The organism is Variovorax paradoxus (assembly GCF_030811855.1).
Lineage (GTDB): Bacteria > Pseudomonadota > Gammaproteobacteria > Burkholderiales > Burkholderiaceae_C > Variovorax > Variovorax paradoxus_L.
Window position 1 is genome coordinate 191780 of the sequence record NZ_JAUSRN010000004.1, and the last position, 26575, is coordinate 218354.

At 67.4% G+C, this 26575-nt stretch carries 18 protein-coding genes; 8 read left to right on the forward strand and 10 right to left on the reverse strand.

The features are described from left to right. The first annotated feature begins 4 nt into the window (after positions 1 to 4). From J2X92_RS10710 to J2X92_RS10725, 4 genes are all read left to right on the forward strand, one after another. Positions 5 to 982 (forward strand): Bug family tripartite tricarboxylate transporter substrate binding protein, encoded by a 978-nt coding sequence (locus J2X92_RS10710; protein ID WP_307575557.1) that lies wholly within the window; start codon positions 5 to 7, stop codon positions 980 to 982. Next, the gene (locus J2X92_RS10715; RefSeq protein ID WP_307575558.1) at positions 982 to 2346 is read left to right on the forward strand and encodes an FAD-dependent oxidoreductase; all 1365 of its coding nucleotides are present in this window, start codon (positions 982 to 984) and stop codon (positions 2344 to 2346) included. The genes J2X92_RS10710 and J2X92_RS10715 overlap by 1 nt, the downstream gene beginning before the upstream one ends. A gap of 102 nt (positions 2347 to 2448) precedes the next feature. After that, positions 2449 to 3327, forward strand: a complete 879-nt coding sequence (locus J2X92_RS10720) for an acyl-CoA thioesterase (protein ID WP_307575559.1) — start codon at positions 2449 to 2451, stop codon at positions 3325 to 3327. Positions 3328 to 3703: 376 nt separating this feature from the next. Beyond that, positions 3704 to 5161, forward strand: coding sequence for a SulP family inorganic anion transporter (locus tag J2X92_RS10725; protein WP_307575560.1), 1458 nt, complete (start codon positions 3704 to 3706; stop codon positions 5159 to 5161). 114 nt (positions 5162 to 5275) lie between these two features. Here the strand turns inward: J2X92_RS10725 and atpE are convergent, their stop codons facing one another. From atpE to J2X92_RS10760, 7 genes are all read right to left on the reverse strand, one after another. After that, entirely contained in the window at positions 5276 to 5515 is a 240-nt protein-coding gene (gene atpE / locus J2X92_RS10730) for a F0F1 ATP synthase subunit C (protein ID WP_012745530.1), read from the reverse strand. A 315-nt stretch (positions 5516 to 5830) separates the two neighbouring features. After that, the gene (locus J2X92_RS10735; RefSeq protein WP_307575562.1) at positions 5831 to 10540 is read right to left on the reverse strand and encodes an Ig-like domain-containing protein; all 4710 of its coding nucleotides are present in this window, start codon (positions 10538 to 10540) and stop codon (positions 5831 to 5833) included. A gap of 150 nt (positions 10541 to 10690) precedes the next feature. Further along, positions 10691 to 11542, reverse strand: a complete 852-nt coding sequence (locus tag J2X92_RS10740) for a class I fructose-bisphosphate aldolase (RefSeq protein ID WP_307575564.1) — start codon at positions 11540 to 11542, stop codon at positions 10691 to 10693. A gap of 41 nt (positions 11543 to 11583) precedes the next feature. Continuing rightward, the gene (locus tag J2X92_RS10745; RefSeq protein ID WP_307575768.1) at positions 11584 to 12570 is read right to left on the reverse strand and encodes an aldo/keto reductase; all 987 of its coding nucleotides are present in this window, start codon (positions 12568 to 12570) and stop codon (positions 11584 to 11586) included. Next, positions 12570 to 13586 carry an ABC transporter permease gene (locus J2X92_RS10750; RefSeq protein ID WP_307575565.1) on the reverse strand — a complete coding sequence of 339 codons (1017 nt, stop codon included), beginning with the start codon at positions 13584 to 13586 and terminating at the stop codon, positions 12570 to 12572. Before J2X92_RS10750 ends, J2X92_RS10745 begins: the two co-directional genes overlap by 1 nt. Beyond that, entirely contained in the window at positions 13583 to 15106 is a 1524-nt protein-coding gene (locus tag J2X92_RS10755) for a sugar ABC transporter ATP-binding protein (RefSeq protein ID WP_307575567.1), read from the reverse strand. Before J2X92_RS10755 ends, J2X92_RS10750 begins: the two co-directional genes overlap by 4 nt. Then, a complete protein-coding gene (locus J2X92_RS10760) occupies positions 15103 to 16149 on the reverse strand; it encodes a substrate-binding domain-containing protein (protein WP_307575569.1) in 1047 nt (348 codons plus the stop codon). Before J2X92_RS10760 ends, J2X92_RS10755 begins: the two co-directional genes overlap by 4 nt. A gap of 180 nt (positions 16150 to 16329) precedes the next feature. On the opposite strand from J2X92_RS10760, the gene J2X92_RS10765 reads away from it, so the two are divergent. The 3 genes from J2X92_RS10765 to J2X92_RS10775 are packed head-to-tail and all read left to right on the forward strand — an operon-like array spanning position 16330 to position 20336. Next, positions 16330 to 17817, forward strand: coding sequence for an FGGY family carbohydrate kinase (locus J2X92_RS10765; protein WP_307575570.1), 1488 nt, complete (start codon positions 16330 to 16332; stop codon positions 17815 to 17817). Beyond that, entirely contained in the window at positions 17814 to 19577 is a 1764-nt protein-coding gene (locus J2X92_RS10770; protein ID WP_307575571.1) for a glycerol-3-phosphate dehydrogenase/oxidase, read from the forward strand. The genes J2X92_RS10765 and J2X92_RS10770 overlap by 4 nt, the downstream gene beginning before the upstream one ends. 21 nt (positions 19578 to 19598) lie before the next feature. Next, complete coding sequence (locus J2X92_RS10775; RefSeq protein ID WP_373424826.1) at positions 19599 to 20336, forward strand: GntR family transcriptional regulator; 738 nt, start codon at positions 19599 to 19601, stop codon at positions 20334 to 20336. Positions 20337 to 20346: 10 nt separating this feature from the next. Here the strand turns inward: J2X92_RS10775 and J2X92_RS10780 are convergent, their stop codons facing one another. From J2X92_RS10780 to J2X92_RS10790, 3 genes are read right to left on the reverse strand one after another with little or no spacing between them, the layout of a single operon-like run. Beyond that, positions 20347 to 21240 (reverse strand): DMT family transporter, encoded by an 894-nt coding sequence (locus J2X92_RS10780; RefSeq protein ID WP_307575573.1) that lies wholly within the window; start codon positions 21238 to 21240, stop codon positions 20347 to 20349. A gap of 49 nt (positions 21241 to 21289) precedes the next feature. Continuing rightward, positions 21290 to 24370 (reverse strand): excinuclease ABC subunit UvrA, encoded by a 3081-nt coding sequence (gene uvrA, locus J2X92_RS10785; RefSeq protein ID WP_307575574.1) that lies wholly within the window; start codon positions 24368 to 24370, stop codon positions 21290 to 21292. Positions 24371 to 24388: 18 nt separating this feature from the next. Further along, the gene (locus J2X92_RS10790) at positions 24389 to 25771 is read right to left on the reverse strand and encodes a chloride channel protein (protein ID WP_307575576.1); all 1383 of its coding nucleotides are present in this window, start codon (positions 25769 to 25771) and stop codon (positions 24389 to 24391) included. A 108-nt stretch (positions 25772 to 25879) separates the two neighbouring features. On the opposite strand from J2X92_RS10790, the gene ssb reads away from it, so the two are divergent. Continuing rightward, on the forward strand, positions 25880 to 26443 hold the full coding sequence (ssb, locus tag J2X92_RS10795) for a single-stranded DNA-binding protein (protein ID WP_307575578.1): 564 nt from the start codon (positions 25880 to 25882) through the stop codon (positions 26441 to 26443). Positions 26444 to 26575 lie beyond the last annotated feature (132 nt).

The following is a 26575-nucleotide window of genomic DNA, read 5'->3' on the forward strand; positions in this document are numbered from 1 at the left end:
TTCCATGCACGCATCCAAGAGAGCCCTATTGATCGCCTGCGGCCTGGCAGCCGCCGCCGCGCTGCCGCTGGCGGCCCAGGCGCAGAACAACGCCTGGCCGACCAAGCCGATCCGCCTGCTCGTGGGTTTTCCGGGCGGCTCCACGCCCGACATCGCCGCTCGCACCATCGCCGAGCCGCTGGCCAAGGCGCTCGGCCAGCCGGTGGTGGTGGACAACAAGCCCGGTGCCTCGGGCAACATCGCGGCCGACATGGTGGCCAAGGCCACCGACGACCACACGTTGGGCCTCGTCATCAACGGCAATCTCACCTCGTCGAAGATGCTGTACCCGCGGCTGCCTTACGACCCGGCCAAGGACTTCACGTACCTTTCTCTGATTGCCACGGCACCGCTCGTGCTGGTGGCGCAGAACAACCTGCCTTCCGGCACCGCCTTCTTCGACGCGGCGCGCAAGGGCGGCGACAAGTGGAACTACGGCTCGGTGGGCGTCGGCTCTGTCGGCCACCTGGGCATGGAGCTGCTCAAGAGCCGCGTGAACGGTTTCACCCCGGAGCACGTGCCCTACCAGGGCAACCCGCAGGTCGTGACCGCGATGCTGGGCGACCAGGTGCAGATGGCGCTCATCCCGCCGGGCGTGGCCATGCCGCAGGTGCGTGCCGGCAAGCTCAAGGCCATCGGCCTCACCGGCGGCCGCAGCGCGCTGGTGCCCGAGCTGCCACCGCTGGCCGACGCCGGCGTGCGTGACTTCTCGCTCGAAGTGTGGGTGGCGCTGCTCGGCCCCGCCAACCTCTCGAAGACGGCGCAGGCGCGCATCAGCCGTGAACTCGAAGTGATCATGAAGCAGCCCGAAGTACGCCAGAAGCTCTTTGAGCAGGGCTGGCAGGCGGTGGGCACCTCGCCCGACGGCATGCGCCTTCGCGTCAAGGAAGAGGCGGCGATCATGACCAAGATCATCTCGACACGCGGCATCAAGATCCAGTGATGGCCACCGTCCAGCACAGCAAGACCCTCACCGAGCCGGCGCGCAAGCTGCCGGTCTTCGGCGAATACGACGTGGTGGTGGTCGGCGGCGGGCCTGCGGGCATTGCCGCCGCCGTGAGCGCCGCGCGCCACGGCGCCAGCACGCTGCTGGTCGAGCGCTACGGCTTTCTCGGCGGCATGGGCACGGCGGGCGGCGTGACCAACTTCGCGGGCCTTTACGGCAAGCGCAACGGCGAGATGACGCTGCTGGTGCGCGGCGTGACCGACGACCTGCTGGCGCGCATCGAGGCGCTGGGCGGCCTCAACAAGCCGCAAGACGGCATGCAGGGGCGCATTCGCGTGCGCTCCTACGACACCTCGGCCTACAAGATCGCGGCCGACCAGTTGCTGCTCGATGCCGGCGTGCACCTGCTGTTCCACGCCTGGGCTGCCAACGTGATTCGCGATGGCGACCGCATCGCGGCGCTGGTGGTCGAGACCAAGTCGGGCCGGCAGGCAATTCGCGCCAACGCCTTTGTCGATGCCAGCGGCGATGCCGACGTGGCGGCCTTTGCGGGCGTGCCCTTCGAAGTGGGTGACGGGCATGGCAGCGGCCTGTTCCCGACCACGATGTTTCGCGTCGGCCAGGTCGATGCGCCCGCGGCGCTCGCGGCCGTGGGCGAATTCAAGGCGATCAACGATCTGATGGAGCGGGTGCAGGCGCAAAAACCCGGCGCCTACAAGTTCCCGCGCGAAGGCGCGATCCTTCGGCCCAACATCGACCCGCGCGAATGGCGCGCCAACGTCACGCAGATCCGCAATGCCGCGGGCCGTGCGATGAACGGCATCGATGCGCGCGAGCTCACCGAAGGCGAGCTCGAAGGCCGGCGCCAGATTGCCGAATACTTCAAGTTCATGAAGGCCGAGGTGCCGGGCTTTGCGCAGTCGGCCATCGTGGAGATTGCGCCGCAGGTCGGCATTCGCGAAACGCGCCGCATCGAGGGCCTGTACGCACTCACGGGCGAAGACATCCTGTCGTCGGGCAGCTTCGACGACAGCATCGGCATCAACGCCTGGCCGATGGAAATGCATGCCGACGGCCGCATCGAATGGGCCTTTCCGCGTGACGACAACCGCACCTACAACCAGCTGCCCTGGCGCATGCTGGTGCCGCGCCAGGTCGACAACCTGCTGGTGGCCGGCCGCTGCGCCGCCATGACGCACGAAGGCCAGTCGGCCGCGCGCGCGAGCGGCGGCTGCTTCGTGATGGGGCAGGCGGCGGGTACGGCGGCGGCTTCGCTGGGCGGCAGCTCCAGGTTTGCGGACGTTGATGTGCCTGCGCTTCAGAAGAAGCTGATTGCCGACGGCGCAGATATCGACAGTTGATATCCTGAGGGGGCAGCTGACCGTCCCGCGACAGCGCGCGGGCCTGGGCTTTGCTATGGTTGAGGGTTGATTCTTTTTGCTGACACCCGACCGCCATTTCCGATGACCACCGATCCCGCCACCGCCGCCCGCCTTGTCGACGAACTCGTCGCGCTCATGCAGCTCGAGCCGCTCGGGGGCGACAAGTTCCTGGCCCAGAGCGAAGACATCGGCACGCCAGCCGTGTTCGGCGGCCAGGTGCTTGGCCAGTCGCTCGCGGCCGCGAGCCTCACGGTCGGCGCCGACCGGCCGGTGCATTCGATGCACGCCTACTTCCTGCTGCCGGGCGAGCACGCGCCCATCGAATACAGCGTCGACCGCGTGCGCGACGGCCGCAGCTTCACAACGCGGCATGTGGTGGCGCGCCAGCAGGAGCGCATCATCTTCGAGATGTCGGCCTCCTTCCAGACGGTGGACGATGGCGTCGAGCACCAGTTCGCCATGCCCGCGGTGGCAGGCCCCGAGGGATTGATCAGTGAGATCGACCAGCGCATCGCACTCGGCGATCGCCTGCCCGAGCGCTGGCGCATCAAGGGCCTGGAGCCGCACGGCATCGAATACCGCCGCGTCGAAGCCGACGACCTCTTGACGCCGGAGGTGCGCCCGTCCGAAAGCGCCATCTGGATGCGCGCGATTGCGCCGCTGCCCGACGATCCGGTCGTGCACCGTGCGCTGCTGGCCTACGCATCCGACCACGGCCTGCTGCGCGCTGCGATGCTGCCGCACGGCCTGAGCTTCATGAGCGGCCAGGTGCGCCCCGCGAGCCTCGACCACGCGATGTGGTTCCACCGCGATTTCCGCATGGATGACTGGCTGCTCTACGTGCTCGACTCGCCAAGCGCCAGCGGTGCGCGCGGCCTGTGCCGCGGCAGCCTGTTCACGCGTGACGGGCGGCTGGTGGCTTCTACGGCGCAAGAGGGAATGCTGCGGGTCAAGCGCTGAGAAAGTGTTCGTTGGGTGTTGGGTGCTGCTGTTCAGGGCGGCGCTCCCGCCGACGGGGTACCTTTCTCCGCGAATGTCCCCCGGCCTGCGGCCTCCTCCTTTATTTCGCTGCGCAAGGCACCCCATCGACGTGAGCGTTGCTCAGAGCGGTGTTGATCAGCGTCGCACAGCAGCGTGCCCCAGTGCATAGGGCATCGGGTACTCCCCGCAGCGAAATAAAGGAGGAGGCCGCAGGCCGGGGGACATTCGCGGAGGGGAGTACCCGGTGTCCTGTGCACGCGCCCTGAGGCCCCAAGCCCGCTACCTACAATCGAGAGCATCTGCCCGTGAGGCGTGGCGCGGCCCTGCTGCCGCGTGCGGGCTGCTCTCCTCCTTCATGTCTTCTCCACACAGCCGCCTGCGCACCGAGTGGTGCCCGAGCATTCCGCGCGAACTGATGGCCGGCGCCGTCGCCACCTTCGCCTTGATTCCCGAAGTCATCGCGTTCTCTTTCGTCGCCGGCGTCGATCCGGCCGTCGGGCTGTTCGCATCGTTCGTCATCAGCATCGTCATTGCCTTCACCGGCGGACGGCCGGCCATGGTGTCGGCCGCCGCGGGGTCGGTGGCGCTGGTGGCCGCACCGCTGGTCCACGCGCACGGGCTGCCGTACCTGCTGGCGGCGGGTGTGCTGGCCGGCGCGATGCAGATCCTGTTCGGCCTGCTGCGGCTCGGGGTGCTGATGCGCTTCGTCTCCACCTCGGTGCGAACGGGCTTCGTCAATGCTCTCGCCGTCTTGATCTTCGCGGCGCAGATGCCGCACTTCATCGGCGCCAACACCGCCACCTGGGCGATGGTTGCCTTGGGACTTGCCATCATCTACCTGTTGCCGCGCATCACCACGGCCGTGCCGTCGCCGCTGGTGTGCATCGTGGTGGTCACGCTCGCTGGCCATTGGCTTGGCCTGCCGCTCAAGACCGTTGCCGACCTGGGCCACCTGCCCGATGCGCTGCCGGCCTTTGCCTGGCTGTCGGTGCCAATGTCGCTTGAAACGCTGCGCATCATCGCGCTGCCGGCGTTCGCCATCGCGATGGTCGGCCTGCTCGAATCGATGATGACCGCCAGCGTGGTGGACGACCTCACCGACACGCCGAGCTCGAAGAACCGCGAATGCAGCGGCCTTGGCATTGCCAACGTCGTAGCGAGTTTCTTTGGCGGCATCGCGGGCTGCGGAATGATCGGCCAGACCGTGAGCAACGTGCGCTACGGCGGGCGCGGGCGGTTGTCGACCATGTTCGCCGGCGTCTTCCTGCTGGTCCTCATGGTGCTGCTCAAACCCTGGGTGTCGCAGGTGCCGGTGGCGGCACTGGTCGCCATCATGGTCATGGTGTCGGCGTCCACTTTCGATTGGGGCTCGCTGCGCACGCTGGTGCGCCATCCGCGCATGTCGAGCGCGGTGATGCTCGCGACGGTGGCCGTTACCGTCGCCACCGACAACCTGGCGGCGGGCGTGGCTACCGGCGTGATGCTGAGCGGCGTTTTCTTCACCTTCAAGGTCGCGCGGCTGCTGCACGTGTATGCAGAGATCGGCGAAGGCGGCGTGCGCGTCTATCGCGTCACGGGCCAGGTGTTCTTTGCCTCGGCTGACATGCTTGTGGATGCTTTCGACGTGCGAGTGATCGACGGCGCGCCGGTGCACATCGACGTATCGCGCGCCCACTTCTGGGACGTGACCGCGGTGGCCGCGCTGAACAAGATCGTCGAGCGGCTGCGCAAGCACGGCAGCGTGGTCGAGGTCACTGGCCTCAACCAGGCCAGCCAGGACCTGATCCTGCGGCTCGACACGACGCTGGACTGAGCGGGTCGATGCTCGCCGGTTCCTGCAAGCCGAGGTAGCGCATCCACGGCGGCGAGTCGGCCTCGACCGCGGCCGGCAGTGGCAGCAGCCGCTGTCCACCGACCTCACCCGGACTCAGCCGAACGGATTTGCAGTCGCAAACCAGAGGCCGATGCCCGTCGCGATGATGAATGCGCCGTCGGTCACGCCGGCCACCAGGAAGAACTTGGTCTGCAGCGTGTCGACCAGTTCGGGCTGGCGTGCCGTGCTCTCGAGAAACTTCTGGCCGACCAGTCCGATGCCCAGGCAGGAGCCGAGTGCGGCCACGCCGATGAGCAGGGCGACTGCGAGGGGAAGGATGTTGAAGCCGGTCATGGTGTTTTCTCCTGGTGGTTGATGTTTGATCGATGGAGGTACTTTCCCAGAGCGGGTGCGTGCGGTCCATGACGTGGGAGGTCATGGGCGGCACGAAAGAAAGCCGGCCGTGAAAACGGCCGGCTTTTCGTGGAGCGCCGTGGGCGCCACGCATTCGCATCGGGGACGGACTGCCCCGCATTTCTCCCTCCCCTGACGGGGGAGGGCGGGGGTGGGGGCACGACGGCGTAGACCTTCGCGCACTGCTGAATGCGGGAGCCACCCCCATCCCAACCTTCCCCCAGAAGGGGAAGGAGCAAGAGTGACGCCGCGGCGCTACGGAAGCTGCGTCCAGTTCTGGTTGTTGCCGCCGTTGCAGGTCCACGTGATCAATGCGGTGTCCTGTGTGGTGGAACCGTTGGGCACGTCGAGGCAGGAACCCGAGGCGCGGTTGCGGATGGTCCCGCCCACCAGGCTCCACTGGGTCGTGTTGCCCGCCGTGCAGGCCAGCTGCACCACCGGTGCATTCGTCGTCGCCGTGCCGTTCTGCGCCAGGCACAGGCCGCTGTGCTCGGCCACGAACTGCACATAGCCGCCGGTGAGGCTGTTCACCGTGAACTTCTCGTTGCTTGCGTTGCCGCACGGCCATTGCACCGCCGTCGAGCCGCTGGTGGTGGACACGCCCTTGATGTTCACGCACATCGTCGGATTCAGGTCCGAGCGGACGCGCGTGACGATGGCCGGGGCCGTGTCCTGCGACCGCACGTACTCGCGGATCGCCACCTGGTCGGCCGCGGGCAGGCTGTTGGCGTTGCCGTGGCCGCTGGTGAGCACGTCCTGCAGCGTGGCCGCCTGCCCATTGTGGAAGAAGGCCGTGGTGTTCCATGTGCCCGACAGCGTCGGCGTGTCGAAGCCCACGCCCGCCAGCGGCTGGTTGATGCCCTTGCCCGACGAGGCCTGGATCGTGCCCACGTCGTGCCGGATGCCGTCGCGCAAGGTGCCGCCGGTGTGGCACGTGGCGCACTGCGCTGTGTTGAACACCGTCTGGCCCCGCGCCGCATCGACGCTCAGGCTGCCGTCCGCCGCACGCGCCGGGCTGCGCATGTACTTGTTGAGCGAACTCAGGTACGCCGCCATGTCGTCGAGCTGCGCGTTCTTGCCCGCCTTGGGCGCGCCCAGCGGGTCGGCTGTGGCTGCGAAGTCGGCATTCGTGAGAAAACCGGTGCCGCCGAACTCGTTGCGGATGTCGTTCTCGAAGTCCTGCACTTCGTCGAAGTTGGCGGTCCAGTGCAGCTTGCCGTGGCCCAGGCCGCGGCGGCCCATGAGGCTGATGGTGCGCCGCAGCCCCTCGCCGCGCTGGGTGAAGTCCCATACCATGCCGTCGTCGCCGCCGTCGGCGTGGCAGCTCGCGCAGGAGAGGTAGTTGTCCTTGCTCATGCGACGGTCCGATGCGTTGTAGAACACCTGCTTGCCGCGCAGCGCCGCGGCCGCCATCGGCTCCTGCGCGACCGTCACCACGTTCTGCAGGAAGATCGGCGCCGCCGATTCCGACGACAGCACCGAGGCCACGTCGTGCACCGACACCGAGCGCGCGAGGAAGTTGTTGACGAACAGGCGCTTGCGCACCGCGTCCAGGTACAGGCCGTGCGGCGCGCTGCTGGCGTTGATCTCGCCCCGCACCGCGCGGCTGTACGGATCGACGATGGCCACGCGGTTGCCTTCCATCTGCGCGACGAAGAGGTAGTCGCCCGACGGCGAGAACAGCGCGGCGCGTGCCGGTGCGCGGTCGTCGAAGTCGATCTGCTCGGCGAACACTTCCGCGGCCGCCTGCAGGTTGACCTGCGAGAGGATCGAGCGGACTGTCTGGTCGTGCACCAGGTTGTTGCCGTCCCTGAACTTGCCGCGCACGATGTTGTCCTTCTTCGAAGGCAGCACCGCCCGCGTACCGTCCGGCGAGATCACCACCTGGCTCAGGTAGTTGGCCACGCCGCGTGCGCGGCTCTCGGTGTCCACCGTGGTGGTGTCGACCGGAAGCGCGATGGTGGTCATGGCGCTCATGCTCTGCAGGTTCACCTTGTGCAGCTGGCCGCCGGTCATCTTCGACTTGAAGCGCGTGACGTACGCCACTTGCGCATCGGCGCTCACCGCGATGCCGCGCAGGTTGCCTTCGAGGGCGACCGCGCCGGTGGTGGCGCCGTTGCTCGGGTCGAAGCTCATCAGCACCGACTTGCTCTCCAGCGTCAGCAGGCCCTTGGCGCCGTCGGGCGTGAAGGCCACGCCGTAGGGGCCGCTTCCATAGGCGAGCGGCACGGTGGCCGAGAGCGAGCCGTCGGCCGCGTTGAGCGCCACCAGCTTGTCCTCGCCCTGCACCGCGACCCAGATGCGGCCATCGGGTCCGACAGCCAGCGTCTTCGCCTCGTCGCCCACGCGCGTCTCCCAGCGCTTGGCCAGGGTCTGGGCATCGATGGCGGCGACCGTGCCGCTGTCGGGGTTGACCGCATACACCGAGTTCGCATCCCCGGCGATGTTGGTGGTGTGCGTCGGCGCCCGCGCCGTGACCGGGGCGATCACCGTGACGATGTAGGTGTAGAAGGTCTCGCGGCCGTTCGCGTCCTTCACCGTCAGCGTCACCGTGTAGTGGCCGGGGCGCGTGTAGGTGTAGGTGTAGTTCGGCTGGCTCGCGTAGGCCGTCTGCGTGCCATCGCCGAAGTTCCAGCGGAACTGCGCGCCGCTGCTGCCCAGCGTCGCGGGGCTGAACACCAGCTGGCCGTTGACGATCTTCGGTCCGCCGCCGATGCCGGGGTCGCCGATGATGGTCTGTGCGCGCAGCGTGCTCACCTCGGTGTCGGAGAGCACGCGGCCGTAGACGCGCACTTCCGCCAGCGTGCCCTTGAAGAGCGCCGCGTTGCCCTGGATCTGGCCCAGCACGCTGAACTTGTTCGTGAGGCCCTTGTTGCCCGTGAGGCCGGCGGAGGTGGTCTTCGCGCCGTCGACATACACCGCTTGCGCGCCGGAGGCCGCGTCGCGCGTCAGCACCACGTGGTGCCAGTTGCCGTCGTTCACCGCCCCCGTGGAGGCGGTGCCCGCATCGTTGCCCACCGACAGCTTGATGCGCCCGCTGTTGTCCAGCCAGCCCCAGAACACATCGTCCGCGCCGGCGGATTGATCGCGCCCGAAAATGCCGGGCGCGGTCCATGAGTTCGCACCGCCCGCTTGCGTGGTCTTCATGTAGAAGCTCAACGATGCGGTGCCGCCGAGCACGGTGGCGACGGAATCGTTCTTCAGCGGTACGCCGGCGGTGCGGTTCGCGAAGTTCATGCCGATGCTCTCGAACGCGTCGCCCGACACCGGCGTGCCGTTGTTGTTGCCGATCTGGTCGGACAGATTGCCCGCCAGCGTCCAGTAGTGCATCAAATTGATGTCGGTCGCGTTGCCGGTATTGAAGGTCGACTTGTAGTCCGCACCGATGGCGTTGCCCGCATAGTCCTTCACGCCGTTGGCCGGCAGGAACACCTCATAGCTGGTGCCGGGCGAGAGCGGCTGCTCGGGGTGGAAGTTGATGATGCCCAACTGCACGCTGTAGGTGCCCGCCAGCGTGTTGCCGCCCACCGGGCGCACGATGAAGGTGTTGGAGTTCACGCTCTCGGGCCGGATGTTGTCCGTCATGCCCAGGCCGATGCGGGACGTCAGCGCCTGCTGCTTCGCGCCATTGGCGGGCGAGACCTGCTTCACTTCCGGCTTGGTGGTGTCGGGGTCGACCGAATGCACGATGAAGCCGCTGCCCGAGCCGTGATCGTTGCCCACGAAGACGAGATTGCCGAACATCGCGACCTGGCCGTTGTCCGAATGCGAGAAGTTCGGGTCGTCCTCACGCAGGATGCTGCCGCGGCCCACCTCCACGTGGTTCAGCGGATTGCTCACGTCGACCTTGTGGATGCGGGTCTGGGCGCCCTGGATCACGTAGTTGTCCTGCGTGGCGCAGTACAGCTGTTCGTCGATGACCAGCCGGTTGTCCTCGGCCACGAATCGCGAACGGTCGCTCAGGTCGTAGCTGTACATCCTGGCGCCGCTGTTGCGCGCGGAGGCATGCAGGTTCCTGCCGTCGAAGCAGGTCGCGTAGTAGAACGGCGTTGTGCCCACGATGGAATCGAGCACCTTGGGGTTGAGCGGGTCGGAGATGTCCAGGCTCGCGAAACCGCCATTGCTTTCCATGGCGGTCAGCACCATGTGGTTGCCCATCGTGAAGATCGGGCCGACGCGAAAGCCGCCGAGCTCGCCGGTGGGTACCGGATTGGGCTTGCCGGCGCCGCGGTTGGCGACCACGGCGTTCGCAGGGTCCCTCGCATCGACGATGAACATGCCCCGGCCCGCCGATGCCACGTACAGGTAGGGTGCTTGCCACCAGAGCTGCCAGGCCACGTTCTCGTAGTCGCCGGCGTTGACGCCGGGCAGCGCCAGCTTCTTCACTTGCTTGATGTCGTTGATGTCGGTGAAGTCCCAGAACTCGACGCCGTTGATGCTCGGCAGCACCACGTACGTCTTGCCGCCGATCTTCGCGGTGCCGAAGGAGTGCGTTTCGCGGAACTCCTTGGTGCGGGCTTCGGGCTCGTAGATCTTCTTGACGAGCTGGATCTGGCGCGGGTTCGACACGTCGTACAGCAGGAAGCCGCCCGGGCCGAGGCCGCTGTCCGGCGCGAAGGAAGTGAGGAAGTAGCCGTTGACCATGATGCCCGCGTTCATGCCGTAGTCCTTGCGGCCCGGGTAAGTGGCGGGTACCTCGCGCGACTCGTAGGCGCTGCTGTGCGCCGGATCGAGCGGGTGCGCAGCGCTCGTGATCATCGACACCGGCTTGAACAGTTCCGCCGAGGTGTAGGTGAGATTGCCCAGGCCCGGCCCCTGCAGCGGGAGCGGGTCCGCGACGGCTTCGGAAACCGCCGTCGCCATGTTGCTCAGGGTCGTCATCGGACTGACCCCGGTGATCGCCGCATGCGTCAGCAATGTGACGAGCGGGGCCAGGAACGCCATCAGGAAATACCGGATCTTCATCGTCGCCTCCAGGTTGTTAGAAGTTCGCAGGGCAACCCATTCCTCGACCGTTCTCCGATGCGCGCGCAGGACGCACCCCGGCAGGCGACGGGTCCATCGCCTACCGTACTGACTTCTAGTTGTGTTCTTGCGCCGGCGCTTTTCTTTGTCTTAGTTGGCGCCGCCCGATTCGTAGAGGGCCCAGGCCGCCTCGGCGCTCGCACCGCGGTGGATCATGGCCATCAGTGCCCTCACCACCGCCGAAGGATTCGCGTGCTGGTAGACGTTGCGCCCGTACACCATGCCGACCGCGCCCTGGTCCAGCAGCACGCGCGAGCGCGCGAACACCTGCTGCAGGTCTTCGCGCCCGCCGCCGCGCACGAGCACGGGGCAGCGCGCGGCCTGCACCACGCGGTGGAAATCCTTCGGGTCGCTGGTCGGGTCGGCCTTGACGATGTCTGCGCCCATCTCGCGCGCGAGGCGCACCAGCGTCACGATCTTCTCGGCGTCGCCGTCGACCTGGTAGCGGCTGCCGGGGGTGGGCGACTGCATCACCAGCGGCTCGATCATCAGCGGCATGCCGTAGCGGTCGCAGTCGGCGCGCACGCGCGCAATGTTCTGCACGCACTGGCGGAACAGATCGGGCTCGTTCGGCAGCATGAACAGATTCACGACGACGCAGGCCGCGTCGCGCTGCACGGCGGGCAACACCGGGTCGTGCTCGTTCTGCAGTTGGGCCCACATCACCCGGTGCAGCGTGGCGTTGTAGGGGTTGCCCATGTCGATGCGCATCACGAGCGCGGGCTTGTCACGGCCGGGGCGGTCCTGCAGCAGGTCGGACTGGCCGTAGTTAAGCTGGATCGCATCGGGCCCGGCGGCCAGGAGCTTGTCCATGACCTGGGGCATGTCTTCCAGGCCGTCGAGGAAGGAGGGCTCGTTGCATACGCCGTGGTCCAGGGCGATGTCCAGGCAGCGGCCGTTGGTCAGCAAGCGGTTGAGCCGCGCGGTCTTGTCTTTCGACATGGGAAAGAACTCCTTGTTGGGGGCGGAAATGAAGAGGGGTATCAGGCGAGCGCCGAGAGGTGGCGCTTTGCCGCGGCGTCGATCAGCCGCAGGGCTTCGTCGCCCAGCGCGACGGCACCGGCGCCGGCGTTCTCGATGGCCTGCTGGCGCACGCGCGCACCGCACAGCGCGACGGCCACGGTGCCGCGCGCGACGGTCCAGGCGATCATCATCTGGCCGAACGAACAGGCCAGCTTTGCGCGCACGGGCTCCAACTCTTCGAAGAAAGCCTTGAGCGTTGCGCGGTTGGCCGAGCTGAAGCGCGGGTTGGTCGCGCGCTGGTCGTCGCCCTTGAACTCGCGCTCGGGGTCGATGGGGCCGGCGAGCAGGCCCAGCGCCAGTGACGAATAGCCCAGCACCGCCACCTTGTATTCGCTGCACAGGGGAGCCAGCGTCTCTTCGATCTCGCGGTCGATCAGGCTGTAGCGCTCCTGCGCCGCATCGACGGGCCCGTAGCGCAGGTACTCGGCCAGCGTTTCCGGGCTCACGTTGCTCACGCCGATGGCGCGGATCTTTCCCTGCTTCTTGAGGTCGAGCAGCGCGTCCATGGTTTCAGCCACGGGCGTGGTGCTGTCCTGCCAGTGCGTGATGTAGAGGTCGATGTAGTCGGTCTGCAGGCGCTTGAGGCTCTCTTCGCATTCATGGAAGATCGATTCACGGCCGAGGAAGCGGTGCACCGGGTGGCCGTCTTCCTCGAAGAAGTGCGTGCCTTGCCGGGTGTGCCAGACCAGGCCGCACTTGGTGGCGATCACGGCTTCCTGGCGGCGTCCCTTGAGCGCGGTCCCCACGATGCTTTCGGAGCGGCCGAGGCCATAGGCCGGCGCGGTGTCTATCAGGTTCACGCCCGCGTCCAGCGAGGCATGGATGGCTTCGACGGCGGCTGCGTTGTCCCCACCGCCCCACATCCATCCACCCATAGCCCAGGTGCCCAGGCCAATGGCCGAGCATTCGATGCCCGACGGGCCCAGCGTTGTCTTCTTCATCTTCATCATCGCGTTGTCTTTCTCGTGTTCAGAATGTGGTCGATGGTCACGGCCGCGAGCAGGATCAGGCCCTTGATGACGTCCTGCCAGTAAGGCGACACGTCCAGCAGGATCAGCGAGCTGGTCACCACCGACAGCAGGGCCAGGCCCAGCACCGCGCCCAGCACCGTGCCGGAGCCGCCCTTGAGGCTCGCGCCGCCGATCACCGCGGCGGCAATCACGTTGAGTTCCATGCCCATGCCGAAGGTGGGCGTGGCCGCGCCGAAGCGGGCCGTGTAGATCACGCCGGCCAAGCCCGCCGAAGCCGAGCACAGCACCGTGACCCAGAACTTGACGCGGCCCACGCGAATGCCCGAATACAGCGCGGCCTTCTCATTGCTGCCGGTGTAGAAAACGCGCCGCAACAAGGTCGAGCGGCGCAGTACGAAGTCGCTCACGATGACGATCGCCACGAAGATCAGGATCACCGCCGGAATGCCGAAGAGCGTCCCCTGTCCGATGAACTTGAATTCGGCCGGCAGCGAGAACAGCGACTGTGGCGTGCCCTGCGTGAGCGCAAGGCACAGCCCGCGCACGATCACCATGAAGGCCAGAGAGGCAATGAAGTGGTTCAGGCCGATGCGCGTGACGCAGCCGCCGATCATCGCGCCGACGAGCCCGCTCGCGCCGATGGCCACCAGGCTCGCAACCCACGGGTCGACCCCCATCAAAAAGAGCTTGCCTGTCACCACCATCGCGAAGCAGACCACCGAGCCGACCGAGAGGTCGATGCCGCCGACGATCAGCAGAATGGTCATGCCCACCACCACGATGCCTTCAATGGAGAAGGACAGCAGCATCGCGCGGATGTTGTCCCACGTAAGGAAGTAGGGCGACGCGAAGCTCATCGCCACGCACAGCACCGCGATGATCAGCAGGAGCCCGGCTTCCCGCATGCTCGTGAGCTTGTTGGCGGGCTTCAAGGGGCCGCCGCCTGACTGCCGTGGTGGATGGCCCGCATCGAGTTGTGCCGGGTAGTTCATGCTGTTTCCTGTTCGCAGAGTCCGGAGGCCAGCCGCAGCAGGGCTTCCTCCGTCATTTCGTTGGAATTCAATTCGCCGGCCAGCCGGCCGTCGCGGATCACCAGCGCGCGGTCGCACAGGCCGATGATCTCGGGCAGCTCCGAAGAGATCACGATCACGCCCACCCCCTGATTCGCGAGCTCGCGCAGGATGTGATGGATCTCGGACTTGGCGCCCACGTCGACACCGCGCGTGGGCTCGTCCATCAGCAGCACCTTGGGGTTGGTGGCCAGCAGCTTGGCGATGGCCACCTTCTGCTGGTTGCCGCCCGACAGGCTCGACACCTCGATGGCCACGCCGTCCGACTTGAGGTTGAGCTTGGCGCCCAGTTCGCGCGCCAGGCGGTGTTCCGCCGAGCGCTGCAGCAGGCCCCAGCCGGAGCTCACGCGCCGCAGCGCCATCGAAGAGATGTTCTGCGCGATCGGCAGATCGAGATACACGCCCGCAGCCTTGCGGTCTTCGCTGAGATAGGCGATGCCCTCGCGCAGCGCGTCGCTGTACTTGCGAATCGAAAGCGCCTTGCCGTGCAGGCGCACCGTGCCGCGCGTGGCGGCGCGCAGTCCGCACATGGTCTCGGCCAGTTCGCTGCGGCCGGCGCCCATGAGCCCGGCAATGCCGAGGATCTCGCTGCGCTTCAGCGCAAACGAGATGCCGTGCACGCGCTCGCCATCGGCGATGTCGCTCACTTCCAGCACCGGATCGTACGACTCGGCGCCGGCCTGCTTGGGCGGGTAGTAGTTGCCGAGCTCGCGCCCCACCATGCGGCGGACCAGCTCGTCGGCGGTCATGCCGGCCAGCGGTCCGCAGTGCACGTTGCGGCCGTCGCGCAGCACGGTGACTCGGTCGCAGTGCGTGAAGATCTCCGCCATGCGGTGGCTGATGTAGATGATGCCGATGCCCTGCGCCTTCAGGTCGTGCAGCACGCGGAAGAGGGCGGCCGACTCGTTGTCGGTCAGCGCGGCCGTGGGCTCGTCGAGGATCAGCACCTTGCAGTCGAGCGTGAGCGCCTTGGCGATCTCCACCAGTTGCTGGCTCGAGATGCTCAGCTCGCGCACGGGCGCGCTCGGGTCGATGTCCTGCCCCAGCCGCGCCAGCACCTTGGCGGCGCGCGCGTTCAGGCTGGCGTAGTTCATCCAGGCCTCTTTGCCGGCGTTGATCTCCGGCATGAAGATGTTCTCGGCCACGGTGGCGTCGGCGCACAGCGCGATCTCCTGGTGCACCAGGCCGATGCCCAGGCGCATGGCGTGCGCCGGGCCATCGATGACCACCGTCTCGCCGTTGAGCACGATGTCGCCCTCGTCGGGGCGATGAATGCCGTCGATGATGTTCATCAACGTCGACTTTCCCGCGCCGTTTTCGCCGCACAGGGCGTGGATCTCGCCGGCTTGCAGCGAGAAGTCCACCCCCGAGAGCGCGCGCGAAGCGCCGAAGCGCTTGCTGATGCCGCGAAGCTCGAGCAAAGAGGAACCCACAGTGCTCATTCGCCGATTCCCTTGGTACCCCGGCGAGCGAGGTACTTGTCCCAGTAGAAGTCGTCGGCGTTGGCCTTGCTGACCACCGACAGGCCGTTGTCCAGGAACGGCACCGACATGGGATTGGTGCCGTTGCGCTTGGCGTCGTTCATCGGGTCGATGAGCGAGGGGTTCTTGGCCAGGAACAGCATCATCATGCCCATGTAGCCCTGCATGCCCTGGTTGGGGTTGATGGCGCCGAACACGTCGCCGGCCTTGATCATGTCCAGGATCTTGGCGTTCACGTCGCAGCACATCACGCGGATGTTCTTCTTCGATTCGATCTTGGCCTGCGCGGCACCCAGGGCCGAGTTGGCTTCGGGCATGAACAGCGCGCCCAGGTTCGGATTGGCCTGCGCCAGGCTCAGCACCGCCTGGTAGGCCTTGCTCGGGTCCTGGTTGCTGGCGGCCCGGCCGACCAGTTTCATGCCCGCGTGCTTTGTCTTCATGCGGTTGACGAAGGCCGCGATGCGCCGGTCGTGGTTGTCCTGGCCCGGGTTCTCGAGCACGGCGTATTCGCCCTTGCCGCCCAGCGCCGCGGCAATCGCGTCCGCTGCCTGCGTGCCTTCGCGGTCGTTGTCCGAGGTGACGAAGGAGGCGCGCTTCGAGTTGGGCGAATCGGCCGCGAAGGTCACGACCGGAATGCCCATGGCCACTGCCCGGTTGATCGGCTCGATGAATGGATCGGGGTTCATCGGGTGCAGCAGGATGCCCGCGGGCTTGCGCGCCAACTCCTGCTCGAACGAGGCCAGTTGCTTGTTCACGTCGTATTCCGGCGTGCCGGTGTAGCGCGTGCGCACGCCCAGCGTGCGGCCGAGCTGTTTCATCATTTCGTAGACCGGGAACCAGTACTCGACGCCCGACACCATGACGTTCATCACGTAGACGTCGCTGGCATTGCCGCGCAGGCCGGCCCCTGCCGCGGGTGCCGCGGCTTGCTGTTGCGCGAACGCGCTCGCACCCGCCAGGCCGATACCGGCCGCGGCTGCGGACTTCAGGAAATTACGCCTCATTCTTTGTCTCCTCACGTTGACTGGCAGAGCTTTCGACCTGCCTTTGGAGCAAGTCTTTGGGGACCTCAGTGTCACATCAGTTGTTATGACAGGCTAGAATGTAATCCCGGCCCGTTTGTCTCGATAACTAGGGGAAACGCTACTGGCGAGGCGCTTTTATTCCGCCGAAGCTGTTATGACATGAAGCCAAACATATTGATCGGCATCGACATGGGGTCGAGCAGCCTGAAGGCGCTGGCCCTCGAAGCCGGCAGCGGCCGAGCCGTCGCCCTGTCCCGCATGCCATTGCCGCACACGCGGCTGCCCGGGGGCGGCTGCGAAGTGGTCGCTGCGGCGATCCGCGCCGCGCTGACCCACGTGCTGCGCGATGTTGCCCAACAACTCGGCCCGCGCACGGCCGAGGTCCGCGCCATGGCCTGCACCGGCCACGGCGCCGGCCTCTACGCGCTCGATGCCAACGACCAGCTCGTGGGCGGCCGTGCCGTCGCCTCGACCGACCAGCGCGCCGATGCGCGTGCGCGCGCCCTGGCGGCGAGCCACGGCGCCAGGCTGTTCGAAGAGGTGGGCTGCAGTCCCTGGCCCGGGCAGCCCACGGTCATTGCGGCCGAGCTGCTGGGCGCGGACGCCGTGCAGCGCGGCGAACTGTGCCGCCTGCTGTTCGCCAAGGACTACCTCGGCTTTCTTCTGACCGGCGAGATCGCCACCGAGGCCAGCGATGCGAGCACCGCCGGCCTGGTGTCTCTCGCCACCGGTACCTGGTCGCAGGCGGCCTTCGACGCGTCGGGCCTTGCGGACCTGGGGCCGCGCGCCTTCGGACCCATCGTGCCCAGCGGCAGCGTGATCGGATCGCTGCTGCCTTCCGAGGCCGTACTGTGCGGATTGCCCGCCGGCATTCCGGTGGCGATGGGCGCGATCGACCTGCTCGCCTCAATGACAGCCATCTGCGCGGAAGGGCGCGGCCGTGCGGTGTCGGTGTTCGGCACCTGGTGCGTGAACGCGGTCGTCGGGCCTGTGATGGAACCCAAGCCGGCCGTCGCCGCCATCGCGAACTTCGGCCGCGGCAACCAGCGGCTCTACATGGAGAACAGCCCGTCCTCGATGGCCAACATCGCGTGGCTGGCCGGCGTGCTCGCGCTGCCCGATGCGCGCGCGGTGGTCGACCTGGCCATGACGGTGCCGCTGGGCGCCAACGGCCTGCGCTTCCTGCCCTTCGTCAACGGCGGTGGCGGCGTGACCGCGGGCTTCGTGGGCCTCAAGAGCCACCACACGCGCGCCGACATGGCGCGCGCCGTGGTCGATGCCGTGGCGGCACTGCATGCGCGGCACATGGCGCGCCTTGCCGCGGGAGGCCTCGCCGTCAGCGAGACGACGGTGCTCGGCGGCGGCGCGAGCGATGCGCGGCTCGTGCGCCTGCTGGCAGCCTTTCTCGGGCGCCCGGTCGAGCGCTGCGCCGACGACGAGTCCGGCGCACGCGGGGCCGCGCTCTACGCCGCCATGTCGCAGGGCTTCGATGACGCAGCGCCGGGCAGTGCCCTGCTCGCACCCTGCGAGGTGATCGAACCCGACGCACGGGACGCAAGCGCCCATGCGGATTTCAACGCCGGTTTCAATGAACTGATCGACAGCATGTCACCTGTATTCACCCACCTTGCGGGAGGCGCGGAATGAGCGCCTGGCAACTTCCCTTCGTGCGTCCTGCCTCGCTGGCTGGCCGCCATTTCTCCACCGTGATCGTGGGCGCGGGCATCAACGGTGTCGGCGTGTTCCGCGACCTTTCGCTGCAGCGCGTCGATTGCCTCATCGTCGACAAGGGCGACTTCGGCGCCGGCGCCAGCAGCGCGCCCTCGCGCATGATCCACGGCGGCTTGCGCTACCTGGAGAACGGCAGCTTCGCGCTCGTGGCAGAGGCCACGCGCGAGCGCAACCTGCTGCTGCGCAACGCGCCGCACCTGGTGCGTCCGCTCAAGACGGTGGTGCCGCTTGCAAATTTCTTCGGCGGCCTGATGAGCAGCGCGCTCAAGTTCTTCGGCCGCACGCCGCCGCAGCGCACGCGCGGCCTGCTGGCCGTGGCGCTGGGCTTGCGGCTCTATGACTTGCTGGGTCGACGCCAGCGCGTGATGCCGGCGCACCGCATCAGCCGTGTGCCGTCGGCCGACCGCGGCCTGTTCCGCGCCGCCATCCGCTGGACCGCCACCTTCTTCGATGCATGGATCAGCCATCCCGAGTGGCTCATCCTCGAACTGATAGGCGATGCCTGCCGCGACCAGCCGCGCTCGGCGGCCGCGAACTACTGCCGCGTGATGGGCTGCGCCGGCAACATCCTCACGCTGCGCGACGAAATCACCGGCATGCTCGTTCGCGTGACTGCAGACACCGTGGTGAACGCCACCGGCGCCTGGCTCGACCGCAGCGCGGCGGTGCTCGGCGGCGTGGGCCCGCGCGTAATGGGCACCAAGGGATCGCACCTCGTGCTCGACCATCCCGCGCTGCGCGATGCGCTCGATGGCCGCATGGCCTACTTCGAGGCGGTCGACGGCCGCGTGTGCATCGTCTATCCGTTTCTCGACCGCGTGCTGGTGGGCTCCACCGACATCCCGGTCGAAGACCCCGACCAGATCGTCACCGAGCCGGCGGAGGTCGACTACCTGATCGACGTGCTGCGCGAGGTCTTTCCGAACATGGCCTTCGGGCGCGGCGACGTGGTCTACACCTATGTCGGCGTGCGGCCGCTCGCGCGTTCGGATGCCGACAAGCCAGGCCAGATTTCGCGCGACCATTCGGTGGTGGTCGATCCGCCGAACGCCACGCGCGACATCGCCATCGTCGGGCTCGTCGGCGGCAAGTGGACCACCTTCCGCTCGCTGGCCGAAGAGGCCACCAACGAAGTGCTGCAGCTGCTGGGCCGCTCGCGCACCGCATCGACCGAACTGCTGCCCATCGGCGGTGGCGCCGAGCTGCCGGCTGATGCGACAGCGTCCGAGCGCTTCGCCGACAAGATGGTCGCCGCCTCCGGCATGGGCCGCGCACGCGCGCTGGCCCTGCTGGGCCGCTATGGCTCCAAGGCATTGCCGCTCGCGCAGCGCCTCGCGGCCTCGGGCGACGTGCCCCTGCAACACGCGCCGGACTATTCGGCCGCCGAGCTCTCGTACCTGTGCCTCGAAACGGGCGTGGTGCATCTCGACGACCTCGTGGTCCGCCGCACGCTGCTCGCCATTCGCGGCCTGGTGACCGATGCGGCGCTGTCCGAGATCGCAGGCGTGGCGGCCGAGGCGCTGGGTTGGGACGCGGTGCGCGCGCACAACGAACTCTGCGCCTGCGCCACCGCGCTGCGGGACCGGCACGGCGTCCGGCTCCAACCGGCGGCGGCCGGCGAAGAGCCCTCTTTCAATGCATCATTGATGGCCAGCTCAGTCCTTGGCCAGGCTTAAAAAGTGAACAGTTCCAACGAGATGTCGACCGTGCTCGACCGTAATTCCGAATCACCGCTGTGGGCCCAGTTCCGCGATGCCATCCGCCTGCAGATACTGCAGGGCGCGCTGCCCATCGGCGCCAAGCTGCCCTCCGAGGCGGAGCTCGGCGAACAGTTCGGCATCTCGCGCATCGTGGTGCGGGAAGCCCTGGCCGACCTGGTGCGCAACAACCTCATCTACAAGATCAAGGGCCGTGGCGCCTTCGTCTCGGCACGCGAACGCGACGAGGATTTCGTCTCCACCGTGCTGGGCTTCTCCGACGAGATGGAACGCAAGGGCCGCTCGGTGCGCACGCAGATCCTCACGCAAGAGCTGCGCGCGCCCACCGAGCACGAGGCCGCATCGCTCGGTCTTGCCGACGACGCGCAGGTGGTGGCCCTCAAGCGCCTGCGCAGTGTCGACGGCGAGCTGCGCCTGCTGGTCGAGACCGCGGTGCCGGCCGACCTGGCGCCGGGCCTGCACCGCGCGCGGCTGGAAGACCGCTCGCTCTACGACGTGCTGCGCCGGCAATACGGCCTGCGCCTGGTGCGCGCCGAACGCTGGATCGACGCCGTGCTGCCCGATGCTGAAACCTGCAAACTGCTCGACCTGCCGCAGCCCGAGCCGCTGCTGCGCATCGAGTCGATCGCCTACGGCGCCAACGGCCGGCCGCTGGAGCACTACCGCGCGCTGCACCGCTGCAAGACCAGCCGCCTGCACGTGCAGACCACGACCTGAACTTTTTTCGTCAGGTCTTGGCGGTGCTGCTACGCGAAGGCCACAGCACCGAGGCGATGGCCACCATCATCAATGCGACCGCCACCCAGTCCTGCCAGTGCACAACTTCGCCGAGCCACACCGCGCCGCTGAACACGCCCAGCACAGGAATGAACATCACGCTCAAGGTCGAGGCCACCGGTGGCAGTCCGCGCGCCAGGTAGAACCACGCCGCGTGCGCAAAGCCGAAGATCAGCACCGCGTTGTAGAGGATCGAACCCCAGGTCACCGAACCCGGCCAGCGCCATTGACCACGCTCGAAGAGGAGCGAGAGCACCGTCATCACCACGGCAGTCATCGCCGTCATCCAGAACGAGAGCGTGAGCGTCGCGAGGCCGATGCGCGTGTGCCGCAGCAGCTGTGTGCCGAGTGCCCATGTCGCGGCCGCCACCAATGCGAGCGCCACGTAGCCGGGCCGGCCCGCGAGGTCGGTGAGTTCGTGCCACAGCAGCAACCCGACGCCGATGGCGCAAGCGCCCACGCCGATCCACGAGCGCCGCGTGAGCACGGCCGAGAACAGCACCGCACCGATGATGGCGGAGAACACCGGCATCGTGTAGCCAAGGATGGCCGTGCGCCCGCCCGAGAGCGCCTTCACCGCAAGGATGATGCAGGCGTGCCAGATGAACATGTTGGTGGCGCTCAGCCACACCAGCTCGGGCCAGGCGCTTCGCGGCACGCGGAACGGCACCTTCATGACCACCAGCGCGAGGCCCAGCACCGGCACGCCGAGCCAGATCGAGAGTGCACGGAAGGCCAGCGGCGGATAGTCCGCCACGCCGAGCTTCATGACGGGCCAGTTCAGACCCCATGCAAGGGTCAGGAAAACGAGCAGGACGAACTGGCGCGGCGTAAAGGAAGGCATGGGCCGCGATTGTGGCGCGGCCCGCGCATTCGTGCAGAAAGCGGGCCGGCTACAGCAGCCGCTTCAGGTAGCGCCCCGTGTGGCTCGCCTCGTTGGCCGCGATGTCTTCGGGCGTGCCTTCGCCCACCACCGTGCCGCCGCCGGCGCCGCCTTCGGGGCCCATGTCAATGAGCCAGTCAGCAGTCTTGATGACGTCCAGGTTGTGCTCGATCACGACGATGGTGTTGCCCGCGTCGCGCAGCTGGTGCAGCACCTTCAGCAGCAGCTCGATGTCTGCGAAATGCAGGCCGGTCGTCGGCTCGTCGAGGATGTACAGCGTGCGGCCGGTGTCGCGCTTGCTGAGCTCCAGCGCAAGCTTCACCCGCTGCGCCTCGCCGCCCGACAGCGTGGTGGCCGACTGGCCGAGCTTGATGTAGGACAGGCCCACGTCGAGCAGCGTGCGCAGCTTGCGCTCGATGGTGGGCACAGCCTTCAGGAACTCATGCGCGGTCTCGACCGTCATCTCGAGGATCTGCGCGATGTTCCTGCCCTTGTATTGAACCTCGAGCGTCTCGCGGTTGTAGCGCTGGCCGTGGCACACCTCGCAGGGCACGTAAACGTCGGGCAAAAAGTGCATCTCGACCTTCACCACGCCATCGCCCTGGCAGGCCTCGCAGCGCCCGCCGGCCACGTTGAAGCTGAAGCGGCCCGGGCCGTAACCGCGTTCGCGCGCGGTGTTGGTCTCGGCCATCAGCTCGCGGATCGGCGTAAAGAGGCCCGTGTAGGTGGCCGGGTTGCTGCGCGGCGTGCGGCCGATGGGGCTCTGGTCGACGTTGATGACCTTGTCGAAATACTCGATGCCCTCGACCGACTCGTGCGCGGCCGGTTCCTCGTGCGCGCGGTAGAGCGTGCGCGCCACGGCGGTGTAGAGCGTGTCGTTCACCAGCGTCGACTTGCCCGAGCCCGAGACGCCCGTGACGCAGGTGAGCAAGCCGACCGGGAAGGCCACGCTCACGTTCTTCAGGTTGTTGCCGGTGGCGCCGACCACGCGAATTTCTTGCAGGTCGGTCTGCGATGCAAGGTGAGCCGCCTCGCGCGCGGCGCGCCGTTCGGCCGCGGGGCTCGGCGGAAAGCGCGAGGCCTTCTTGCCTTCGTTGAAGGCCGGCTTCTTCACGACCGGCAGCCAGGCGGTGCGGTGCTTGGGCACTTCGATCTTCTTGGCGCCCGAAAGGTACTGGCCGGTCAGCGAATCGGGATTGGCCGCCACCTGGGCATAGCTGCCTTGCGCCATCACACGGCCGCCGTGGATGCCTGCGCCGGGGCCCATGTCGATCACGTGGTCGGCGGCGTGGATCATGTCCTCGTCGTGCTCGACCACGATCACGCTGTTGCCGATGTCGCGCAAGTGCTTCAGCGTGCTGATGAGACGGTCGTTGTCGCGCTGGTGCAGGCCGATGCTGGGCTCGTCGAGCACATACATCACGCCCGTGAGGCCCGAGCCGATCTGCGACGCCAGCCGGATGCGCTGCGCCTCGCCACCCGAAAGAGTTTCGGCGCTGCGGTCCAGGCTCAGGTAGTTCAGGCCCACGTCGTTCAGGAACTTCAGGCGCAGGCCGATTTCGCGCACCACCTTGTCGGCGATGTCGGCCTTGGCGCCGCGCAGCTTCAATGTCTGGAACCAGGCGAGCGAATCGCGCAGCGTGAGGTGGCTCAGTTCGAAGATCGCCATGCGGGGTGGTTCTCCACCATCCGCCGGGCGGGCCGACTCGTCCACCAGGAACACGTTGCGCGCCTCGGGCCGGAGGCGCGATCCGCCGCAGTCGGGGCACGGCTGCAGGTTGCGAAAGCGCGCGAGGTCTTCGCGCACCATCACCGAATCGGTCTCGCGGTAGCGCCGCGCCATGTTCGGAATGATCCCTTCGAAAGGGTGCTTCTTCGTAAGCTTTTTGCCCGCGAAGTTGCCCGACTCCATGGTGTAGTTGAACTTGATCTCTTCGGCCGCCGAGCCTTGCAGCAGCACCTGCTGCACCGAGGCGGGCAATGATTCGAAGGGCGCGTCGACGTCGAACTTGTAGTGCTTCGCAACGCTCTCGATCATGCTGAAGTAGTAGCTGTTGCGGCGGTCCCATCCCTTGATGGCACCGCTTGCGAGCGAGAGGGTGGGAAAGGCCACCACGCGCGCCGGGTCGAACACCTCGCGATGCCCGAGGCCGTCGCAGCTCGGGCAGGCGCCCACGGGCGAGTTGAACGAGAAGAGGCGCGGCTCCAGCTCCGACAGCGAGTAGTGGCAGATCGGGCAGGCGAACTTGGCGTTGAACAGGTGTTCCTTGTCGGCCGCACCCTCGGCGCCCAGCTCGAGCGCGATGGCCCGGCCTTCGGCGAGGCGCAATGCGGCTTCGAAGCTCTCGGCCAGGCGCTGCTGCATGTCGGGCCGCGCGCGCAGGCGGTCGATCACCACGTCGATGTCGTGCTTCTCGGTCTTCTTGAGCTTGGGCAGGTCGTTGTATTCGTACGTTTGCCCGTCGACGCGGAAGCGCACGTAGCCGGCCGCCTGCATCTCGGCGAACAACTCGAGGAACTCGCCCTTCTTTTCGCGTGCCACGGGCGCCAGGATCATCAGGCGCGGCTCGTCTGGAATGGCCAGCGTGGCATCGACCATCTGCGACACCGTCTGCGCCTGCAGCGGCAAGTGGTGGTCGGGGCAGTAGGGCGTGCCTGCGCGCGCATACAGCAGGCGCAGGTAGTCGTGGATCTCGGTCACCGTGCCCACGGTGGAGCGCGGGTTGTGGCTGGTGGCCTTCTGCTCGATGCTGATGGCGGGCGACAGGCCCTCGATCACATCCACGTCGGGCTTGTCCATGAGCTGCAGGAACTGCCGCGCATAGGCCGAAAGGCTCTCGACATAGCGCCGCTGCCCTTCGGCATACAGCGTGTCGAAGGCCAGGCTCGACTTGCCCGAGCCCGACAGGCCGGTGATCACCACCAGCTTGTTGCGCGGGATGTCGAGGTCGACGTTCTTCAGGTTGTGCGTGCGCGCACCGCGGATGCTGATGCGCTGCTGCGCGAGTACGGCACCTAGGTAGGCGTCGCGTTCCGGGTCTTCAGTGGCGGGGGATTTCAAGGGGTCGATCGTCCGAGGGCAACCGAGCATGATAGTGCGCCTGCCATTTCATGGCGAGGGGGCGGGTTGTGCCGGTCTCTTCGCGGGGGCTTCCGGATCGGCCGAGTGCACCGCCTCGGTGCTTCCGATGGCCCTCGCGACCATGTGCTCGGCCAGCGTGTCGTAAAGCGGGCGGCTGATCATGCGGGAGACCAGGCTGGCAAGCATGGCCGCTGCCATGAGGCTCAGCACCATCGAGTGGCCGTCGACCATTTCCATCACGATGATGAAGGCGGTGAGCGGTGCCTGGGTGACGGCAGCCAGGAAGCCGGCCATGCCCATGGCGATGAGCGCGGGCCCGAGCTCGCTGCCCGTCAGCCCGGCCACCGCGTCTCCGATGCCCGCGCCAATGGACAGCGAAGGCGCGAAGATGCCGCCCGGCACGCCGCACCAGGCGGTGAGCCAGGTGGCGATGAACTTCAGCGCGGTGTAGAGCGGCGTCAGCTCGTCATGGCCCTGCAGCATCTGCTTGACCGCCTCGGAGCCGGCACCGAAGGTGACGCCGCCCGTCACCAGGCCGATGACCGCCACCGCCAGTCCGCCGCAGGCTGCGAACCGTACCGGAAAGCGCGCGCGCCAGCGGTTGAAGCGCCCGGCCCCGCCGGTGAGCGAGGCGATCAGGAGCCGCGCGAACAGTCCGCCGGCCGCGCCGCTCAGCAGCGTGACCAGCAGGCCCGGCCCCAGGGCATCCCAGCCCAGCCGGGGGACGCGGATCACGCCGAAGTAGCTCAGGTTGCCAAAGGCCGAGACCGCCACCAGGCCCGCCAACACGATCGCCGTGATGATCAGCCCGCTGGAGCGCGCTTCGAGCCGGCCCGACAGTTCTTCGATGGCAAACACCACTCCGGCCAGCGGTGCATTGAAGGCCGCCGCGATGCCAGCCGCGCCGCCCGCCACCAGCAGCGCACGGGAATCGATGGTGGTGTTGGGCGAGAGCCAGCGCCGCGCATGCTGCATCACGCCGGCTGCCACCTGCACGGAAGGGCCCTCGCGCCCGATCGACAAGCCGGCCGCGAAGCCCGCGACGCCCAGCCCGATCTTGGCCACCGTCAGCCGGAGTGACGCGAAGACGAAGCGCCGCTCCTCCGGGAGCGCCGGATGCAGAGCCGCCTTTATCTGCGGTATGCCCGAGCCGCCCGCACCGGGAAAGAAGCGCAGCGTGAACCACACAATGGCCGCGGTGATGAGCGGCGTCGTCAGCAGCACCGCCCACGGCCAGGCCCGGTAGAAGCGGTGAAACTGGCCGAACACCCAGTCGCTGGCAAACGTGAAGCCCACCACGAAGAGCCCGGCCGCGATGGCATAGCCGAGCACGATGGCCCGGTCGAGCCAGACGCGGCCGCCGCGCAATTCGGCGCGCAGATGCTCGAAAAAGTCAGGTTCTCTGTTCATGCGGAAGGCCCATTCTGGCACCCGGTGGGGATGCGAGCGGTCGCCTTGGGGCACAATCGAGGGTTACTTTCAACCTCCTCCTTCATCTACTTATCAGGGGCAGTGCATATGGCATCGGTCAATAAAGTCATCGTCGTGGGCAACTTGGGTCGCGATCCCGAAATGCGTACCTTCCCGAGCGGCGATCAGGTCGCAAACGTCACCGTGGCCACCACCGATCGCTGGAAGGACAAGCAAAGCGGCGAAATGCGCGAAGCCACCGAATGGCACCGCATCGTCTTCAACGGCCGCCTGGCCGAAATTGCCGGCCAGTACCTGCGCAAGGGCTCGCAGGTGTATGTCGAAGGCAGCCTGCGCACGCGCAAGTGGACCGACAAGGACGGCATCGAAAAGTACACCACCGAAATCCGCGCCGACCAGATGCAGATGCTGGGCAGCCGCCAGGGCCAGGGCGGCCCCTCGGGCGGTCCGGAGGACGACGGCGGCTACTCGCAAGGTGGCGGCGGCGGCGGCGGTGGTTACTCGCAAGGCGCGGGTGGCGGCGGTGGTGGTGGCGGCTACGCCCCCCGTGCACCGGCCGCGGCACCCCGTGCTCCGGCAGCCGCACCGCGCCAGGCGCCGGCCAAGTCGTCGTCGGGCTTCGACGACATGGACGACGATATTCCGTTCTGAATTGAATCGACCCATGGCTGAAGCTGTTCCATCGCTGCTTCAGCCGTGCGGCTCGCCGAGGACATTCCCGCTCCCGCTCGCGTTTTCCTGAACCGGATGCAGGCCGCGCGCCGATGAGTTCCACATTCGCGC

Excerpts from the sequence above, each read along its gene's own strand:
- J2X92_RS10710 (WP_307575557.1), top strand. The coding sequence starts at position 5 with ATGCACGCATCCAAGAGAGCCCTATTGATCGCCTGCGGCCTGGCAGCC.
- J2X92_RS10715 (WP_307575558.1), top strand. The coding sequence starts at position 982 with ATGGCCACCGTCCAGCACAGCAAGACCCTCACCGAGCCGGCGCGCAAG.
- J2X92_RS10720 (WP_307575559.1), top strand. The coding sequence starts at position 2,449 with ATGACCACCGATCCCGCCACCGCCGCCCGCCTTGTCGACGAACTCGTC.
- J2X92_RS10725 (WP_307575560.1), top strand. The coding sequence starts at position 3,704 with ATGTCTTCTCCACACAGCCGCCTGCGCACCGAGTGGTGCCCGAGCATT.
- atpE (WP_012745530.1), bottom strand. The coding sequence starts at position 5,515 with ATGACCGGCTTCAACATCCTTCCCCTCGCAGTCGCCCTGCTCATCGGC.
- J2X92_RS10735 (WP_307575562.1), bottom strand. The coding sequence starts at position 10,540 with ATGAAGATCCGGTATTTCCTGATGGCGTTCCTGGCCCCGCTCGTCACA.
- J2X92_RS10740 (WP_307575564.1), bottom strand. The coding sequence starts at position 11,542 with ATGTCGAAAGACAAGACCGCGCGGCTCAACCGCTTGCTGACCAACGGC.
- J2X92_RS10745 (WP_307575768.1), bottom strand. The coding sequence starts at position 12,570 with ATGAAGATGAAGAAGACAACGCTGGGCCCGTCGGGCATCGAATGCTCG.
- J2X92_RS10750 (WP_307575565.1), bottom strand. The coding sequence starts at position 13,586 with ATGAACTACCCGGCACAACTCGATGCGGGCCATCCACCACGGCAGTCA.
- J2X92_RS10755 (WP_307575567.1), bottom strand. The coding sequence starts at position 15,106 with ATGAGCACTGTGGGTTCCTCTTTGCTCGAGCTTCGCGGCATCAGCAAG.
- J2X92_RS10760 (WP_307575569.1), bottom strand. The coding sequence starts at position 16,149 with ATGAGGCGTAATTTCCTGAAGTCCGCAGCCGCGGCCGGTATCGGCCTG.
- J2X92_RS10765 (WP_307575570.1), top strand. The coding sequence starts at position 16,330 with ATGAAGCCAAACATATTGATCGGCATCGACATGGGGTCGAGCAGCCTG.
- J2X92_RS10770 (WP_307575571.1), top strand. The coding sequence starts at position 17,814 with ATGAGCGCCTGGCAACTTCCCTTCGTGCGTCCTGCCTCGCTGGCTGGC.
- J2X92_RS10775 (WP_373424826.1), top strand. The coding sequence starts at position 19,599 with ATGTCGACCGTGCTCGACCGTAATTCCGAATCACCGCTGTGGGCCCAG.
- J2X92_RS10780 (WP_307575573.1), bottom strand. The coding sequence starts at position 21,240 with ATGCCTTCCTTTACGCCGCGCCAGTTCGTCCTGCTCGTTTTCCTGACC.
- uvrA (WP_307575574.1), bottom strand. The coding sequence starts at position 24,370 with ATGCTCGGTTGCCCTCGGACGATCGACCCCTTGAAATCCCCCGCCACT.
- J2X92_RS10790 (WP_307575576.1), bottom strand. The coding sequence starts at position 25,771 with ATGAACAGAGAACCTGACTTTTTCGAGCATCTGCGCGCCGAATTGCGC.
- ssb (WP_307575578.1), top strand. The coding sequence starts at position 25,880 with ATGGCATCGGTCAATAAAGTCATCGTCGTGGGCAACTTGGGTCGCGAT.